Genomic DNA, 17196 nt, shown 5'->3' with positions numbered 1-17196 from the left:
GTGCGCCAGTGTCGTTTTTAGCCACCGATGCCACTGGGCCCACTCTGGCCAAGCTCCCGAGCTCTCACCCACACCGCACTCCTCACCGTCGTCGGTTCTCAGCGGGGAAGGCCCACAGCGGCAAATGCCCGTTCGCGCACAGAGTCGCGACAATCTGGGCGAGACCATAACTCGGTTGCGCGCGCAGCGCCTTCTGCGCGTAGGACGCGGCGTGCGTTGACATGCCGAGCGCCCAGCTGAGCCACGCGGCGCACGCCAGGGGAGCGGCTCGGTCGCGACCCGACGCGCACGCGGCCAGCTGCCGCATACGACGTAACGCGGCACGTAATCGGTCAGCATCGGGTGCCGGTCCCTCACCCATCAAGAACAGTGCCTCCGGTGGCTCTGGCTCGCCGTCGAGAAAATCGAGTTGAAACTCCAGCACCTCTTCGGCGGTGTCGGCGTCGTAACACCACTGTGCGAGCGCCACGTCACGAAACGATGGCCGACTCAGCAACCACAGCAGCAGAGCGTCACCCGCGACGCTGCCGCGCTGCGCCTCAACAGCCGCTTCAAACACGTCGTTCATGCGTACCAGGCGCTCGGCCACCTCACGCGGTGCTTCGACGCCCGACGCCTCATCCAAACGTGCCAGCTCAGCACGCATCTCACGCATGCGACCCGCATCGACCCGCGGCAGCCTGGTCCCGCTGGACTGATTCGCCTTGGGCTTCGGCGCACCGACGTCGGGACCATCGCCAATCTCGCTGTGCGCATGAACCTCGTCGTCAGCCTCGCTGAACCAGCCATTCTGGGCGACCGTGATCACATCGCCCAGCTCAATGCCGCACGCGTCAGCGGTGACGCGAAGAGCGTCGGCCACCGGCGCAAACGGGTTCGACAGTGGCGTCGCCACCGTGTTACCGGCATATATGACGACGATCATGCCGGTCGTCTCCTCCAGCCGGCACACGATACCGAGCGCGGAGGCCGCAAACTGTTGCGGCTGCATCACCGGCAGATCAAAGCGAAATAGTCCGACCGACGTACTGCCGGCAAAGGGGAGAACCACGACAGAATCAGCCGGGTTGTAGCCCGCCATCGTCGGAATGGCCGACAAGAGGTCGGCGGCGGAATGTGCTCGAAAAGTAGTTGTCATGCGCCCCAGCGTGCGCTTCGCGCGGGGGCCGCAACCAAGAAGCAGGCTGATGGGGGAGAAGAGGCCCGAGAAGGTCACCTGGGGAGGAGCCTTTGCCCAGCATTGCACTCAGGGAACGACGGTAGACTGAGGATATGGATCCCTACTGGTCAGCCGTCGTCTGGTCGATATTGCCGACCATCGTGGTCTGCGTGGTTTTCTTCTTCATCATGCGATCGATTGTGCGCATGGACCGCAAGGAGCGCTCGACCTACGCTGACATCGAAGCACAAGAGCGCGCGGCGCGCGGATTGCCGCCGAAGGCCAGCTAACCAGGGTTTACCCTTCTGACCACTACGCTTAGGCGTAAGTGGAAGGCGGCGTATGGACATCTCGTGGTGGGTCGTTGTCCTCTTCATCATCGACCTGGCCATTCGTATTACGGCCATCATCGTGGTTCCGCGCAACCGCAGGCCGACCGCCGCGATGGCATGGCTCCTTGCCATCTACTTCATTCCGTTTATCGGCGTCTTTCTGTACCTGCTGATTGGCAACCCTCGGCTACCGCGTGCCCGCCGCCGCAAACAGGAGCGCATTAACGAGTATGCCCGCGAGGCCGCGGCTCAAATCGACCAGGGCACGCTTCGCCCCAACCCGCCGCCGTGGTTCCCCTCGGTTGTGCGCATGAACTCGACACTGGGCGCTCTACCGCTGGTCGGTGACAACGAAGCGCACCTCATCTCCGACTACCAGGAGAGCCTGGATGCGATGGCCGACGAAATTCGTCGCGCCGAGAAGTTTGTCTATGTTGAATTTTATATTTTCCAGTCGGATGCGGCGACAGACAACTTCTTCCGCGCGATGGAAGAAGCGTGCGCTCGCGGCGTGACGGTGCGCGTGCTGCTTGACCACTGGGCCAACCGCTGGAAGCCGTTCTACAAGGCGACGCTCCGCCGCCTCGACGCGATGGGCGCCGACTGGCACCTGATGTTGCCGGTGCAGCCGCTCAAGGGCAACACGCAACGCCCGGACCTGCGCAACCACCGCAAGTTGCTTGTAGTCGACGGACTCGTGGCCTACCTCGGCTCACAAAACGTCACCGATTCGACCTACAACCTGCCGAAGAACATCAAGCGCGGCCTGCACTGGGTCGACCTCATGGTTCGTCTCGAGGGTCCTGTTGTCACGAGCGTGCTCGCGGTATTCCTCTCCGACTGGTACTCCGAGACTGACACCGTGCCCGACGACGCGACAGAAGTCGCCGCGCCCAGTGCAACGGGAGACCTGGATTGCCAGGTGGTTCCGTCCGGCCCTGGCTTCGAGTTCGAGAACAACAAGCGCATGTTCGTCGAGCTGTTGCACGCGGCTCAGAAGCGCATCACCATTATTAGCCCCTACTTCGTACCCGATGGTGCGGTGCTCGATGCCATCACATCCGCCACCGCGCGCGGTGTCGATGTTGAGCTCTTCGTATCGGAAGAAGGCGATCAAGCTCTCGTCTATCACGCACAGCGCAGCTACTACGAGGCGCTGTTGCGTGCGGGTATCACGATCTGGATGTACCAAAAGCCGTACATTCTGCACACCAAGGGCCTTACGATCGACGACGAGGTCGCGGTGATCGGATCGAGCAACATGGACATGCGCTCTTTCGGTCTGAACCTCGAAATCTCGTTGCTCGTGCGCGGTGAGGAGTTCATTCGCGAGCTCGATGAGGTCGCTAGCGAGTACCGCCGCCTGAGTCGCCAACTCACTGCCGAAGAGTGGGCGAAGCAACCGCTCCGTTCGACGGTTCTGGATAACCTGGCACGCCTTACGTCCGCTCTGCAGTAATCGTCTCAACCCCCGAGAATTCTCTCGGAAATACCCAAAAGAACCGCTGAACGATGCGGATTTTTCTGGCACCCGGCATGGGGTGCGACGGCCCTTTTATCGATACCGTCAGTACATGCGCACTCGATTGATCCTCACAGCGTCTGTTCTCGGCCTGGCCGCACTCGTCAGCGGGTGCGCGACCACGGCAGCAACCTCACCGACGAACTCGCCCGAAGCAACGACGGCACCTTCTGAAGCACCCGAAGAGACTACGGCTCCCGCAGCCGATGTCACGGCTGGCTGGGTATCGTCCGGAACCATGATTGGCATTGTCACGATTGGCAGCAGCACGTGCGTGCCGGTTGTTGACGCCGTGCTCGCCGAGGGCGACACGCTCTCGGTCACGCTGAAAGACCCGGACGCCTCGACGCCCTGCACCCGCGACCTGCAGCCCCGTATCACCGGCGTTGGCATTCCCGAAGGCATTGACGTAACCAAGCCCGTGACCCTCGGTGTTGCCTATAACGACAACACGACCACGATTGACCTGGAGGCGGCTCCGGCACCTGCTGCCGACCCGATGGAGATGGCGCCGGCTGCCGGCTATGTCGGCCCCAACACGATCGGCCTCGGCACGTACGGATCGTCCACGTGCGTTCCTTCCGTTGAGTCGGCCGAGCCCGGCGACGATGCCTCGAACCTCGTCGTGACCTTCGCGACGCCCGATGCCAACCAGCCCTGCACGTCAGACCTGGCACCGCGCGTCACGACGATTCACGCCGACGCCGGTGTGAAGACCCTCACCGTGGTCGACGCTGGAACCGAGACGTCGGTCAACGTCTTGGCAGGCTCCTTCTGAAACGGCAAGAACCGCCGCTCCGAGTTATCGGAGCGGCGGTTTTTCGTTCTCGCGCGACGCTACGAGCCGTTCTTATGCGCGGCAGGAATCATGACGGTGACAGCCCCAGGTTCCACGGAGCAGCGCAACCGCAGCGCCTCACCAAACTCATCGCCGTCCAGCTCAATCGGTTGTGGTTCCGTCGTTGCAGCTTCAAGCCACCGTCCCTGCAAAAAGTGCACGTGTGATGATTTGCCTGCCCGGCGCTTAGCGAGCGTGCGGCCGGCGCTGAAGCGGCTGAGTACCGAGTGATCCCACCACACCGCGCGCCACACGAAAACCCAGCCGAAGAAACCCGTCGGCTTAAACACCGCGACGTCGAGCAGGCCATCGGTGATTGAGGCGTCGGGGAGGAGCGCAATGCCTCCGGGCAGCTGCCCGCAGTTCGCGAACAGAATGCTGTGCACCCGACCGGTGTGCTCGCGGTGACCGGCCAGTTGATATGTCGCCTTAAACGGCTTTGCGTCTTTCAACGAACGTGCTGCGCCACTGACGTAGGCGATCCAGCCCACCCGCTTCTTCATCTTGGCGCTCGTGTTTTGAATCATCGCGGCGTCGAGCCCCATGCCCGCCATCACGACGAACGCGTGGCGCTCGGTGTGCCCGGCGGGGCGGTCAACCTCGGCAAAGCCAACATCGACCGGTGTCGCCGTGTCGCCGAAAGTCGCGGCAATCGCCTCATGCGGACGGTTAAGGGGAAGGTGCAGGTTACGAGCCAGGAGATTGCCGGTGCCGCTGGGAATGATCGTGAGCGGAACATCGGTGTCGGCCAGTGCCTCCATGACGGCACGCACGGTTCCGTCGCCGCCGGCAACCAGAATGTGCGTCGCCCCGAGCTCCAGGGCTTCAGCGGTGACCTGCTGGCCCAAATCTTCGACCGTGGTCTCCAAGAAAAGCGGCGTCGCCCAGCGGGCTTTCGCCGACTGCTCGAGCAGTTCTTCGGAGAGCACAGAGAAATCAACCTTGATCGGGTTGTAGATCAAGGCGGCCCGCTTCGAGCCGGGCGCCTGGGCGTCTGACATGGGGCAAGCATACGGGTAGCGGCGGGCGGATAGACTTCTTGTGTGATTGATCCCGCACTCCTTCGTGATAACCCTGATGTCATTCGCCAGTCGCAGATCGCTCGCGGCCACTCGGCCGACACGGTCGACGACGCCATCGAGGCTGACAAGTCTCGTCGCGCTGCCATCAGTCGCTACGAAGAGCTGCGTGCCGAGCAGAACGCGTTCGGCAAGAAGGTTGCTTCTGCTCCCAAGGAGGAGAAGGCCGAGCTCGTCGCACAGGCAAAGGGCCTCGCCGAGGGCGTGAAGGAGGCACAGGCTGCTGCCGGTGCCGCCGAAGAGGTCGCCGACAAGGCCTTCCGTCGCATTGAGAACATCGTCATCGACGGTGTTCCTGCCGGTGGCGAGAAAGACTTCGTGGTTCTCCGTCACGTCGGCGAGGTTCCGACGTTCGACTTTGAAGCACGTGACCACCTTGAGCTCGGCGAAATGCTCGGCGCGATCGACATGGAACGCGGTGCCAAGGTTTCGGGCGCTCGCTTCTACTTCCTGAAGGGCGTCGGCGCGCGCCTAGAGATCGCGCTGATGACCCACGCGCTCAACACGGCACTCAAGTACGGCTTCGTGCCGCTCATCACGCCCACGCTGGTACGCCCCGACATCATGCAGGGCACCGGATTCCTCGGCGAGCACGCCGACGAGATCTACCACCTCGAAGACGACGACCTCTACCTTGTCGGCACGAGCGAGGTCGCGCTCGCGGGCTACCACAAAGACGAAATTATTGACCTGTCGGGCGGCCCCATGCGCTACGCCGGCTGGTCAACCTGCTACCGCCGTGAGGCCGGTTCGCACGGTAAAGACACCCGCGGCATCATCCGCGTGCACCAGTTCAACAAGCTCGAGATGTTCGTCTACACGACGCCGGAAGAAGCCGAAGCTGAGCACTTGCGCCTCGTGCAGTGGCAGGAAGAAATGCTGCAGTCGCTCGGCCTCGCCTACCGCGTGATCGACGTTGCCGCTGGCGACCTCGGCTCGTCTGCCGCCCGCAAGTACGACATCGAAGCGTGGGTGCCGACGCAAGACGCATTCCGTGAGCTCACGTCGACCTCGAACTGCACGACCTACCAGTCGCGCCGCCTCGACATTCGCTACCGCCCCGACGGCGGCAAGACGACGCCGGTGGCAACGCTGAACGGAACCTTGGCAACGACCCGCTGGATTGTTGCGCTTCTCGAGACGCACCAGCAGGCAGACGGCTCGGTACTGGTTCCGGAAGTCCTTCGTCCGTACCTCGGTGGCCTGGAAAAGCTGGAGCCGCTTTCGTGACCGACAACGCCTCGGGTCAGCGCTTGCTGATCGCGCTCGACGTTGACGGCACCGTGGTGCTGGAAGATGAGTCGCCGAGCCCCGGCGTGCTTGATGCTGTGGCCGAAGCGGTGAGGGATGGCCACGAGGTCATGCTCGCGACGGGCCGTAGCTGGGCCGCCACCGGTCGCATCATGACGATGCTCGGCATTGCGCCCGAGTACGCCGTGTGTGCGAACGGTGCCGCGATCTACAAGCGCGGCGATGACGGCGAGTATGAGCGCTTTCACACCGAACTGTTTGATCCGTCGCCGGCGCTCGACATTCTCGAGCAACACTTGCCTGACGCGCACTACATGGTCGAGCACGGCGACGGCACGCGCCTGTACACCGACGAAATGCACGACTGGAGCCTCAACCTCGCCCACCAGGTGACGTTTGAAGAGCTCAAGGCTCAGCCGGTGTCGCGCATTGTTGTGGTGTCGCCCGAGCACGACGAAAAGGATTTCGCTGAACTCGTCTCGACGATTGGCCTCAACCAGGTGTCGTACGCCGTCGGCTGGACAGCGTGGCTCGACATCGCCCCGCAGGGCGTCGATAAGGGCTCCGGGCTCGACCTGGTGTGCGCATGGCTCGGCCACGATCGCGCCAACACCGTCGTGATCGGTGACGGCCGCAACGATCTCGGCATGTTCGCATGGGCGCAGGAGAACGGCGGAACCGCCGTGGCGATGGGTCAGGCTCCGGAAGAAGTGAAGGACGCCGCGAGCTACATCACCCGCCGCGTGCAAGAAGGCGGCGTGACCGAAGTATTGCGGGGCCTGCAGCCCGCGCGCTGACCGGCTACGCCTGGGGAAGCCGCGTGCCGCCACGGGCGGCGATGCGATAGCGTCGTGCGCATGACTGCCCGCAGCTGGTTCCGTTCGCCATCGCGGTCACCGTCGGCTGTGCGTTGGTGTCGATGATCGAGCTCATCGACCGCTTCAGGGGTCGGCTGGCGCACATCGTCGGCATGCTCGCGTTGGCAGTTTTCGTGTCGGTTCCGTCGGGCGTCGCCGCGTGGCTGATTTAGTCGCGTGTCGACGATGGCCGGTGGACTGAAGACGTCGTGTGGGCGGTGATTCCGTTCGCGGCCATGGCGATTCTGCCACTTGGGCTCATGATCGCAGGTCTCTTCGGTGCGCCGACCAAGCGTGCACCGCAGACCTTTGTGGGCTACCTGGAGGAGCAAGTGCGCACCCTGCCGCTCGCGACGAAACAGGCGATTCGCAACGATATTTCGGCGGCCATCGATGTTCTGGAGGTGCGGCAGATCATCCAGCGCGATGTGGCGCTGCGCGCCAAGACGGCCCCGGTGGCGGAGCTTGGTCTCACGATGGCACCGGAGGTGGCAAGTGCGCGTGGCGTGCCGGGATTCCGCAACGATCAGCCGGGGCACGGACACATTGGCGGAACCACGACGCCGCTGTAGAAATTTGCTGGCGTATCAGGGCGGTTGCGGCCGCATTGGGTAGCGCGCGGCACTCAGCCCGCCGCCATAAATTCATCAGGAGCCGCTCAGGCGCATTTTGCACAATGGAGAGTCGGCTAGACTCATTCACGCGAACGAGTGCGCTCGTTCGGGAAGGTTGTCCGAGTGGCCGATGGAGCTGGTCTTGAAAACCAGTGGGCAGCAATGTCTCGTGGGTTCGAATCCCACACCTTCCGCACATACTGCGCGGCAAGTCTGAAAAGCGTAGGAGCACAATCGAGTGAGTGAAACGACCCGGTCGGAGCGCGACCGCCGCCGCACCCTTGCTCGTCATGGCTCGATGAAATCCCCGAGCGCCTGGGGAGCGATCGTTCGCTTTCTGAGCGTCGCGGTTGCCACGGTGCTCGTTGCCGGTGTTGGTGTCGCTGCGTTCATTGCAACCGACCTGACGTCGTCGCTGAGCGCCGACATGGTGGACATCGGTGGTGAGGCGCCGCCGCCCGACATCGCTGCCTACGACGGCCCCGTCCAGATTCTCATGGCCGGTACCGACGTGTGTGAGCCGGAGTACGCCGAACTCTTCCAAGAACGGTGCTCTGATGCCGAAGACGGCGTTCGCAGCGACGTGCTGATGCTGCTGAACATCTCGGCCGCACCGCGCAAAGTGACGGTCATCTCCTTCCCGCGTGACCTCATGGTTCCGATCCCCGAGTGCACCGATGCCAACGGCAACCCCACCTGGGAACAGTCAAAGGCCATGATCAACTCGGCCTTTGGCCTCGGTGGCCTCGCTTGCACCGTGGCGACGGTTCGCGAGCTGACCGGCCAGCCGATTCAGTTCGCGGCGTCGATCAACTGGGGTGGCGTCATCGAGATGACGAACGCCATCGGTGGCGTTGATGTCTGCATCGGTGCGGATATGTATGACCGCCACACCGGCATCGACTGGAAGGCCGGCCCCCGCACGATCTCGGGTCTTGAGGCCCTGCAGTTCTTGCGCACCCGCCACGGCGTTGGTAATGGTTCCGACCTCGGTCGTATCTCCAACCAGCAGCAGTACATGTCGAACCTCGTCAAGAAGCTGATGAGCGAGCAGGTGCTGTCGAACCCCGGCACGCTGCTGCGCCTCGCGAAGGTTGCTGTCGAATCGATCGACCCGTCGACGAGCATGGCAGACCCGTACAAGCTGATGCAGATCGCGATGGCCGTCAAGGACGTGCCGTTCCAAGACTTCGTGTTTGTGCAGTACCCGGTGCAGGATGACCCCGCCGACCCGAACCGCGTGATTCCGATCTACGAAGACGCTGACGCGCTGTGGGCGGCTATCGCCTCGGGCCAGTCGTTGACGGTGACCGGCGGAACCGGTGGCTCGCTGACCGAAGAAGATATCGCGGCGCTCGAAGCCGAGAAGATGTACGACGGCGACGGCGATGGCCTCGACGACGAAACCGGCGAGCCAATGCCGACCGAGATCATCGAGCCGACGCCGGAGCCGACAGACCCGGGCACTGAGGTGCCCGGCGCACTGCCGCCGTCGGTCACGGGCACCAACGCTTCGCAAAATGTCTGCTCTGACGGAACCGTCAGCAACGAATAATCGCGGAATTGCGCAGAATTTGCGCGCAATTTTGTCGAGGAATCGCGCTTTCGGCCGCTTTGGTTCGAATCACGCTCCGGAACCCGTTAGTATTGCTGAGTGCCTTCACCTCACCGGTGAAGCCACGGAGACGTCGCATAGTCAGGCCTAGTGCACCACCCTGCTAAGGTGGAGTCCTCGCAAGGGGACCGAGGGTTCAAATCCCTCCGTCTCCGCCAAATGCAAAACCCCGCTTCGGCGGGGTTTTTGCGTTGTCGGGCTGATCTCGGTCGCTTGTGCCCGTGGTCCCGGAACCACCTGCTGGGGCTGTGCGCGTGGTTCCGGAACCACGACACGGCAGGAGGCGATTGTCGTGGGAGGAGGTGATTATGCGAATAATCACCTCCTCCCACGACAATCGCCTCCTGCCGTGTCGTGGTTCCGGAACCACGACACGGTAGGAGGCGATTGTCGTGGGAGGAGGTGATTATGCGAATAATCACCTCCTCCCACGACGTTTACCTCCGCTCGTGACGTGCTCGCTCGCGCCGGCAGACTCGAAACTGCTAGAACGCGAGCAGCTCGGCGAGGTCGGCAGAGACCGTGTCAGCGGTCACACGCACGAGCTGGGCGCCGCGTCTCAGCGACGTGCGTTCGCCCTTCCACGCCAGCGAGATAGCCGCGACGGGCGCGTCGTCGAGCAGGACCGACGCTGCCGCCGTGCTGATACCCGAACGGTGATGCTTGCCGTCGCGAACAAGCACGCCGCCATAGGGCTCTGCGGTGAGGAACTCGGCGTGCAGGGCAACTTCGTCGTACGCAGGGAGTCCTGCCTCGGTGTGGAGCTGTAAAACGTCTTGGGCGGCTTCCGGTGACAGCGACGCGAGGATTGCCCGCTGACTGGTCGGCGCTTCAAGACTGGGAGTACCCGTACGAGTACAACCCGGAGAAGGCCAAGAAGATGGTCGACGAACTCGGCGGCGTGAGCATTGCGCTCACCTTCCCCGTTGGTTCCAACACCGAGGCCCCCGCCAACGTGCTGCAGATGGCACTTGCCGAAGTGGGCATTGATGCGCAGTTGAACCCGGTTCCGGTTACCGAGAGCAACACGCGCTTTATGGCCGGCGACTTCGAATCGCTCGTCACGGCAAGCTTCGCCCCGCAGGCAGGCCCGGCCGCGACCGTCGACCTGTACCTCACCGGCGGCTTCAACCTCGCGCGCACGCCCGAAGAGAACGCACTCATCAAGGAGATTACTGGCGACGGATTGAACCCGCTGCTGACCTCGGAAGAGCGCGCAACGATGTACCAGGAAGCGTGGGAGACGGCGCTCGCGAGCCTTGCCGCCAATCTCGCCAATCTGCTTCGCGATGGTTCCGACGCTCATGTGCAACTCGCGTGTGCGACGGCTGCCTGTTGTACGTTCTGGGAGAACCAGGTGCGCGCTGCCGATTGTAGGACTCCTCCTAACGAGTCGGCCTTGCGTGTGAGGGTTCGTATACTCGGAGGGCTTGCCCACAGAAGGAGACAATGCCGTGCGCGATTCGCAGTACACCGCCCCCGTCGACGACTACCGCTTTCTCTACACGAGCGCGTTTGGTGTTGACCTCATCGCCCGTTCGACTGATGGCGCCCTGACCGCAGATGACGCTACCGACATCGTCGAAGGTGCTGGCGAATTTGCCGCCAACGTGCTGGCTCCGCTGAGCCGCATTGGTGACACCCAGGGCGCCAAGCTCGTCGACGGCACCGTGCAGCTGCCTGCGGGCTACGCCGAGGCGTACCGCGAAATGGTTGACGCCGGGTGGATCAGCGCCGAGGCGCCCGCCTCCGCCGGTGGCGATGGCCTGCCCGACACCGTGCGCGCGGCGCTCGGAGAAATCTGGAACTCCTCCAACGCGGCCTTCGCGCTGTGCTGGCTGCTGACGCAGGGACAGATTCACGCGCTTGACGCGAAGGCCTCTGATGAGATTCGCGAGACCTACCTCACGAAGCTCGTGTCTGGCGAGTGGACCGGAACCATGAACCTTACCGAGCCCGAGGCCGGCACCGACCTCGGTGCGATTCGCACGATCGCGACGCCCCAGGCGGATGGCTCGTTCTCGCTCAAGGGCGACAAGATCTTCATCACGTGGGGAGACCACGAGGTTGCCGAAAACATTGTGCACCTCGTTCTCGCCCGTACTCCCGATGCGCCCGAGGGCGCCCGCGGACTCTCGCTCTTCGTGGTTCCGAAGTTCCTCGTGAACGCTGATGGCACGCTCGGGGAGCGCAACGGCGTGACCACCGTCTCGCTTGAGCACAAGCTGGGCATTCACGCGAGCCCGACCGCGGTGCTTAACTACGACGGCGCGATCGGCTACCTCGTCGGTGACCTGCACGGCGGCCTCGCCGGCATGTTCGTCATGATGAACTCGGCGCGTGTGGGCATGGGCTTCCAGGCGACCGGTATTTCGGAGCGCGCGTACCAGGGTGCCGTGCAGTACACGAACCAGCGCCTGCAGGGTGCGGTGCTTGACCGCCCCGCGGGTACACCGATTGCTGAGCACCCCGACGTGCGCCGCCTGCTGCTGTCGATGCGCAGCGACGTCTTCGCGATGCGCGCCCTCGGCGTGTACGTCGCTGACCTCTTCGACCGTGCCGAGGCCGACGGAACCGGCGAGCTGGCTGAGTTCTTCGTGCCGATTTTGAAGGGCTGGGCAACGGAAGATGCCCTGACCGTCACGAGCGACGGCATTCAGGTGCACGGTGGCATGGGCTTCATCGAGGAGACCGGCGCCGCACAGCACTACCGCGACGCCCGCATCATGCCGATCTACGAGGGCACGACCGCGATTCAGTCGAACGACCTCATCGGTCGCAAGGTGATTCGCAACCAGGGCGCGACCGTCGAGCAGCTGCTCGACGACATGGCGCAGTCCGTTGCCGCACTTGAAAGCTTCGACAACCCCGTTGCCGCTCGCACCGCTGCTCGCCTGCAGCGTGCGATCGAGGCTGCGCGCACCGCGACGCAGTCGCTACTCGGTTTCGCGTCGTCACCGCGTGACGCCGCTGCCGTCAGTGTGCCGTACCTCATGCTGCTCGGCACGCTCGCCGGCGGCTGGATGCACGCCCTCGCGGCCGTCGCCGTGCTCACGGCCGGCGAAACCGACTCCGAGCGCCTCACGATCGCCGACTTCTACGGCAGCCACCACTTACCGCGCGTTCACGCCCTCGCCGAGACCGTCGCGGGCGGCGAGATCTCGTAAAACCAGCACCATCTCTGAAGCGGAACCATCGGCTTACGACCCGAGCAGCTGGTTCCGCTTCTCGATTTCTGCCGTCGTAGCGACCGGAACCCCGGGGCGCGGAACGTAGCCCGCAAGACGGAACAGATGCTTGACTTGCTGACCAAGCAAGCGCTTGACTAAGCGTATGTTCTCAGAGCTTGCCTTCTTCTCCTTCATTCAGTTGACGGATCCGTCATTTCACCGGGCGTACAACGAGTGGCACCAGCTAGACCACCTGCCCGAAAACTTGGCCCTCGAGGGCGTCGCCGCCGGTCAGCGCTGGCGCCACCTCGACGAATACCGCTCACTGACGACCGGTGAAGCTGAATTCACCGACGCCAACTACGTGGCGATGTACTGGTTCCGCCCGCCAGTGGAGCAGTCCGTTGAGGCATGGGATGCACTCGGTGAAGCGTCGTTCCAGTGGGGTCGCGGTCCTCTGATTCCTGCGGTGAAGCGCCCGCTGTTGGGCTTCTTCAAGCCGGTCAAGGGCTACGCGGCGCCGCGTGCGCTCGTGAACCCTGACGTGCTGCCTTTCCGTGCAAACCAGGGCGTTTACCTCACGCTCACGAGCACCGATGAGCCCCACGGCATGGACACGCACACCGCCTACACGCGTGAAGACCGTGAGTTGATTCCCGCGCTGCTCGATGTCGACGGCGTTGCCGGTGCGTGGACCTTCTCGTTCAGCCACGTTCAGCAGCACAAGACGCTGCCGTTCGCGGGCCCCGCGGAGCGCAAGCAGGGTTCGCTGCGCGTGCGCCTCGTGTACCTCGAAGACTACCCCGCCGTTGTCACGCCGAAGCTGCAGGAGATCGAGCGCGAGCTTGACATTCTTGCCCCCACGCAGCAGGTGCTGTTTGCTGGCGCGATCAAGACGATCATCCCCTGGCAAGACTGGGACTAATAGTCGACAAATACGAAACGGCGGGGTGTGAGTTGGATCTCACACCCCGCCGTTTTGCATGAACTACATGCTGAAGCGCGTCAGCGGCGTCTCGCCCGATGCCGCCAGGCGTGCCAGCGTACCGGCACGGGGGGCGATGGCGGAACCATAGCGAATGTCCCACTCTTCATGGCTGTCCGCGAGGGCGGCGAGCGCGTGGTGAGCCCAGTTCGGGTTGTTCAGCATTTCACGCCCGAGCAGCACCATGTCGGCGTCGCCGTGCGACAGCAGTGACTCAGCCTGATGCGGGTCGGTGATGAGTCCGACGGTCGCGGCCGGCATGTCAGCGCCTTCGCGCACAGCACGGCTGAAGTCGGCATGGAATGCGTATCCGCGGCGCACGCGCGTGTCCATCGAGCGGTCGGTCGTGATGCCGCCCGAGCTCGTGTCAATGATGTCGATACCGGCAGCCTTGAGGTCACGCGCGAAATCCACGGTGTCGTCGATGTCGAGACCGCCCTCGAAACCGTCAACGCTGGAGACGCGGTACGACAAGGCGATGTCGTCATCGACGGCCGCACGAATGGCGCGCACGACCTCGAGCGGGTAGCGGCGACGCCCCTCGACGGAACCACCAAACTCGTCGGTGCGGAAATTGGAGAGCGGAGAGAGGAAGGAGTGCAGCAGGTAGCCGTGCGCGCCGTGCAGCTCAATGAAGCGGAAGCCCGCGGTGACCGCACGGCGAGCGGCAGCGGCCCACGCTTCGATCGAGCCGCGTACGTCATCGGCGGTCATTTCGGCGGGCGTCGGGAATTCGGGGCCAGCGGGTTGGGCCGAGGGCGCCTGCGTGACCCACGGCGAGCCCTCTGGGTACCCCTGCTCAACGGCATCGTCGCCGAGCGGTGCACCCGCGAACCACGGTTCGCGCACGCTGGCGCGGCGACCAGCGTGGCCGAGCTGAATGCCGGGAACTGCACCGCTGGCGGCAACAAACGAGGCCACTCGTGCCAGGCCCGGGATGTGCTCGTCGCTCCAGATGCCCGCGTCATACGGGGAGATGCGACCGGCGGGATCAACCGCCGTCGCTTCCATGATCACGAGGCCCGCGCCGCCCAGGGCGAAACGGCCGAAGTGTACCAGGTGGAAGTCGGTGGCGAAACCATCCTCTGACGAGTACATGCACATCGGGCTCACACCGATGCGGTTCTTCAGCGTGACGCCACGCAGAGTGAGGGGCTGGAACAGAGCAGGAGCAGTCATTGATGATCTTTCGTTCACAGGGATTGCTGGCGACGCGGCAGAAACCACGTCAGCACGGTCGATAACAAGCAGAAAAGCGCGATTGTTCCGAACCCGATCATGAGACCAGTTTCGGTGAGGAAGTCAGGGAGAAGGTCGATGCCGAACGTCGTCAGCAAGAACGCGAAGGCGGCGCTCGCGGCGGCACCGGAGATCGAACGCAGGAGGGAGTTCAGGCCACTGGCGGATGATGCCTGCTCGATCGGAACCACGTCAAGCACCAGGGTGGGGAGGCTCCCGAAGACGAGGGTGGTTCCGATGCCAGCTATCAGGGTGGTTACCAGGAGCGCGATCAGGCCGTTGTGCACCATGACGTGGAATGCGAAGGCCACGGTCATCACCGCACATCCCAACATCAAGACGGTGCGGGTGCCGAAGCGTCGCATGAGCGCCGCCGTTGGCTGCGCGCCGGCAACCATAGCGATGGCGAATGGCACCAGGACGAGACCCGCGGCGATTTCGGGGAGCCCGAGTCCGATATCCGTTGATGCGGGAGCCAGCGCCTCCTGCATCGTCAGCAGGTGATTGCTAAACATCGCGAAGGAGGTGAAAAACGCGAGCGCGTTCGCGATCACCATCGCTGGTCGCATTGCGAGCCGGAGGTCAATGACAGGCGACGGCGAACGCAACTGCAGGGGAATGAACAGCGCAACCGATACACACACCACGATGGCCGCGATCACGGTTGGCACGCTTGCGATACCCCATTCGCCGACCTTCGACACGATGAGCAGAATGGCTGTGAGACCGGCCGCCAAAACGGCGGCACCGACGAGGTCGAATGATCCGGGTGCCGACTCGTGACGGTCAGGTACCCAGCGCCACACCATGACGCTCGTGATGACGGCGCCGATTGCTGAAACGATGAAGGTCAGCGGCAGGCCACCGAAATGCAGCAAAACTCCGGCCAGTGGCAAACCGAATCCGCTGCCGACACCGACGGTCGCGCTCAGCATCGCGATGCCGATGACGGCGTGCTCGCGCGGCAAAATCCCGCGCAACAGGCTCACGCCAATCGGAACAATCGTGGTTCCGAATCCCTGCATCGCGCGCCCCAGCATCACGAGCCAAAAATTCGATGCCCATACGGCGGCGATGAGCGAACAGACTCCGAGCGTGATCATCGCGACCAGCAGCATCTTCTTGCGGCCGTGTAGATCGGCGAGGCGCGCCAGAATCGGTGTCACCACAGCGCCGGTCAGCAGGGTGATCGTGACGACCCACGAGGCATCGCTGACCGAGACGTTGAGCGCCTCGGGCATCGACGGAAGCGCCGGAACCATGAGGGTGAATTGCAGGGACGAAACAAGTCCGGTGGACGCGATCGCCCACAGCACGCGACGATCTGCCGGGCGCGTCACTGCATCCACGCGTCGAGGTGCGCGCGCAGACCTTCGGGGATCGAGATCGCCTTTTGTTCGGGCGAAACGGTCACAACATGAATCCAGGAGCGGGCGACCGTGACGTTGTCACTCGTGCGCACCATTTCGTGGTGAAACTTGAACGATGAGCGACTGATATCGCCAATGCGCAGGTCGATGCGAATCTCATCGAACAGCACGGCAGCAGCGAGGTATTCGCACTGGGTGGCACGCGAGACCGTCCACCAGCCGTGCGTGTCTTTCAGGGTGTCTTGGCGCAGCCCCTGCAGGTACATGAACTCCGACTGCAGGCGCTCCATACGCGGAAACCAAGCCGCGTAGTAGAGGATGCCCGCGGGGTCGGTGTCGGCGTAGCTGAGGCGCGACGTGTGTGAGTGCAGAACGGGGGAGAGGGTCACTGCGTGACCGTCCAGCCGCCGTCAACCGGCAGGAAGACGCCGTTGATGTAGCTCGCCATGGGGGAGAGGAGGAAGAGCGTGGCGTATGCGATGTCGTCAGGCGTGGCCATGCGGTTCAGCGGAATGCGCTCAAGCACGCGCTGACCCACGTCACTCGCTGAGAACCCCGCGAGGCGCGGGGTATCAGTCATGCCGGGAGCGACCGCGTTGCTGCGGAACTCGTGCGAACGGTACGACGTGAGGTGGCGAACGTAGCCCATGATGGCGGCCTTGCTGGCGGAGTACCAGTCGGAGTTGGTGCCGACCTTGTTGCCGGCAACTGACGACGTCGCCACCATCGCGGCACCCTCGCCGGGGCCGGAAGCGGCCCACGCGTCCGTAACGCGGCGCACGCTGCCGACACAAATCAGGAGGGCCTGGTCGAAGGGGATGGGCGCGCTGGAAGCGGGGCCCGCATTGTTGTGCAGGTATCGGATCGGGCCGAGCTCTGCGGTGGCGGCCGCGATGCCGGCAGTGACCGCCTCGTCGTCAGAGACATCCGCAACCCACGAGTGGAAGGTTCCGCCCGCTGCGGCAACGAGTTCTGCGGTTTCGGCCAGGCCCGCCGGGTTGAGGTCCCAACCCGAGACGCGCAGTCCCATGTCGACGGCGCGAAGTGCCGTGGCGCGGCCAATTCCGCTGCCAGCGCCGGTGATCAGAAGTGCGTCGTCGGAGAATCCGAAGTTTGCATCGCCCATGATGCTCCTTTCAACCAAGCGTTTGCTTGTGTCAGAATG

Annotated in this window: 18 protein-coding genes and 2 tRNA genes; 12 read left to right on the top strand and 8 right to left on the bottom strand. The window is 63.7% G+C overall.

Annotated elements, in window-relative coordinates:
* Window positions 1-82: 82 nt before the first annotated feature.
* Window positions 83-1138, bottom strand: a complete 1056-nt coding sequence (locus ACQUSY_RS03805) for a DUF4192 family protein (RefSeq protein WP_428903187.1) — start codon at window positions 1136-1138, stop codon at window positions 83-85.
* 134 nt (window positions 1139-1272) lie between these two features.
* Here ACQUSY_RS03805 and ACQUSY_RS03800 point away from each other — a divergent pair, with 134 nt between their 5' ends.
* The 3 genes from ACQUSY_RS03800 (at window position 1273) to ACQUSY_RS03790 (ending at window position 3791) form a co-directional block, all read left to right on the top strand.
* Window positions 1273-1449: a hypothetical protein gene (locus ACQUSY_RS03800; protein ID WP_428903186.1), complete on the top strand. Its 177-nt coding sequence runs from the start codon at window positions 1273-1275 to the stop codon at window positions 1447-1449.
* Window positions 1450-1501: 52 nt separating this feature from the next.
* A complete protein-coding gene (cls, locus tag ACQUSY_RS03795) occupies window positions 1502-2950 on the top strand; it encodes a cardiolipin synthase (protein WP_428903185.1) in 1449 nt (482 codons plus the stop codon).
* 115 nt (window positions 2951-3065) lie between these two features.
* The gene (locus tag ACQUSY_RS03790) at window positions 3066-3791 is read left to right on the top strand and encodes a hypothetical protein (RefSeq protein WP_428903184.1); all 726 of its coding nucleotides are present in this window, start codon (window positions 3066-3068) and stop codon (window positions 3789-3791) included.
* Between the two features lie 59 nt (window positions 3792-3850).
* Here the strand turns inward: ACQUSY_RS03790 and ACQUSY_RS03785 are convergent, their stop codons facing one another.
* Complete coding sequence (locus tag ACQUSY_RS03785; protein WP_428903183.1) at window positions 3851-4852, bottom strand: diacylglycerol/lipid kinase family protein; 1002 nt, start codon at window positions 4850-4852, stop codon at window positions 3851-3853.
* Between the two features lie 42 nt (window positions 4853-4894).
* On the opposite strand from ACQUSY_RS03785, the gene serS reads away from it, so the two are divergent.
* Window positions 4895-6160 (top strand): serine--tRNA ligase, encoded by a 1266-nt coding sequence (gene serS, locus ACQUSY_RS03780; protein WP_428903182.1) that lies wholly within the window; start codon window positions 4895-4897, stop codon window positions 6158-6160.
* The gene (locus ACQUSY_RS03775; RefSeq protein WP_428903181.1) at window positions 6157-6978 is read left to right on the top strand and encodes an HAD-IIB family hydrolase; all 822 of its coding nucleotides are present in this window, start codon (window positions 6157-6159) and stop codon (window positions 6976-6978) included. Before serS ends, ACQUSY_RS03775 begins: the two co-directional genes overlap by 4 nt.
* Before the next feature lie 4 nt (window positions 6979-6982).
* On the opposite strand, the gene ACQUSY_RS03770 is transcribed toward ACQUSY_RS03775, so the two are convergent.
* Window positions 6983-7114 carry a hypothetical protein gene (locus tag ACQUSY_RS03770; protein WP_428903180.1) on the bottom strand — a complete coding sequence of 44 codons (132 nt, stop codon included), beginning with the start codon at window positions 7112-7114 and terminating at the stop codon, window positions 6983-6985.
* Between the two features lie 160 nt (window positions 7115-7274).
* Between ACQUSY_RS03770 and ACQUSY_RS03765 the strand changes: the two genes are divergently transcribed.
* From ACQUSY_RS03765 to ACQUSY_RS03750, 4 genes are all read left to right on the top strand, one after another.
* Window positions 7275-7610: a hypothetical protein gene (locus tag ACQUSY_RS03765; RefSeq protein ID WP_428903179.1), complete on the top strand. Its 336-nt coding sequence runs from the start codon at window positions 7275-7277 to the stop codon at window positions 7608-7610.
* Window positions 7611-7761: 151 nt separating this feature from the next.
* A tRNA-Ser gene (locus tag ACQUSY_RS03760) sits at window positions 7762-7846 on the top strand.
* Window positions 7847-7890: 44 nt separating this feature from the next.
* Window positions 7891-9207, top strand: a complete 1317-nt coding sequence (locus tag ACQUSY_RS03755) for an LCP family protein (RefSeq protein WP_428903178.1) — start codon at window positions 7891-7893, stop codon at window positions 9205-9207.
* A gap of 126 nt (window positions 9208-9333) precedes the next feature.
* Window positions 9334-9425, top strand: a tRNA-Ser gene (locus ACQUSY_RS03750).
* Window positions 9426-9752: 327 nt separating this feature from the next.
* On the opposite strand, the gene ACQUSY_RS03745 is transcribed toward ACQUSY_RS03750, so the two are convergent.
* Window positions 9753-9950 carry a hypothetical protein gene (locus ACQUSY_RS03745; protein WP_428903177.1) on the bottom strand — a complete coding sequence of 66 codons (198 nt, stop codon included), beginning with the start codon at window positions 9948-9950 and terminating at the stop codon, window positions 9753-9755.
* Window positions 9951-10057: 107 nt separating this feature from the next.
* On the opposite strand from ACQUSY_RS03745, the gene ACQUSY_RS03740 reads away from it, so the two are divergent.
* From ACQUSY_RS03740 to ACQUSY_RS03730, 3 genes are all read left to right on the top strand, one after another.
* Entirely contained in the window at window positions 10058-10792 is a 735-nt protein-coding gene (locus ACQUSY_RS03740; RefSeq protein WP_428903176.1) for a hypothetical protein, read from the top strand.
* A complete protein-coding gene (locus tag ACQUSY_RS03735) occupies window positions 10722-12434 on the top strand; it encodes an acyl-CoA dehydrogenase family protein (RefSeq protein WP_428903175.1) in 1713 nt (570 codons plus the stop codon). Before ACQUSY_RS03740 ends, ACQUSY_RS03735 begins: the two co-directional genes overlap by 71 nt.
* Before the next feature lie 166 nt (window positions 12435-12600).
* Window positions 12601-13362 carry a hypothetical protein gene (locus ACQUSY_RS03730; protein WP_428903174.1) on the top strand — a complete coding sequence of 254 codons (762 nt, stop codon included), beginning with the start codon at window positions 12601-12603 and terminating at the stop codon, window positions 13360-13362.
* A 63-nt stretch (window positions 13363-13425) separates the two neighbouring features.
* On the opposite strand, the gene ACQUSY_RS03725 is transcribed toward ACQUSY_RS03730, so the two are convergent.
* Genes ACQUSY_RS03725 through ACQUSY_RS03710 form a run of 4 tightly spaced genes read right to left on the bottom strand, consistent with a single transcriptional unit; the run spans window position 13426 to window position 17157 of the window.
* A complete protein-coding gene (locus ACQUSY_RS03725; protein ID WP_428903173.1) occupies window positions 13426-14601 on the bottom strand; it encodes an NADH:flavin oxidoreductase/NADH oxidase in 1176 nt (391 codons plus the stop codon).
* Between the two features lie 14 nt (window positions 14602-14615).
* On the bottom strand, window positions 14616-16001 hold the full coding sequence (locus ACQUSY_RS03720; protein ID WP_428903172.1) for an MFS transporter: 1386 nt from the start codon (window positions 15999-16001) through the stop codon (window positions 14616-14618).
* Window positions 15998-16420, bottom strand: a complete 423-nt coding sequence (locus tag ACQUSY_RS03715) for an acyl-CoA thioesterase (RefSeq protein ID WP_428903171.1) — start codon at window positions 16418-16420, stop codon at window positions 15998-16000. Before ACQUSY_RS03715 ends, ACQUSY_RS03720 begins: the two co-directional genes overlap by 4 nt.
* Window positions 16417-17157 carry an SDR family NAD(P)-dependent oxidoreductase gene (locus ACQUSY_RS03710; protein ID WP_428903170.1) on the bottom strand — a complete coding sequence of 247 codons (741 nt, stop codon included), beginning with the start codon at window positions 17155-17157 and terminating at the stop codon, window positions 16417-16419. Before ACQUSY_RS03710 ends, ACQUSY_RS03715 begins: the two co-directional genes overlap by 4 nt.
* Window positions 17158-17196: the final 39 nt, after the last annotated feature.

Source organism: Microbacterium daqui (assembly GCF_050408675.1).
In the GTDB taxonomy this organism is placed as follows: Bacteria; Actinomycetota; Actinomycetes; order Actinomycetales; family Microbacteriaceae; genus Microbacterium.
Note: the sequence above shows the minus strand (reverse complement) of the source record. Positions and strands in the feature narration are given on the sequence as shown.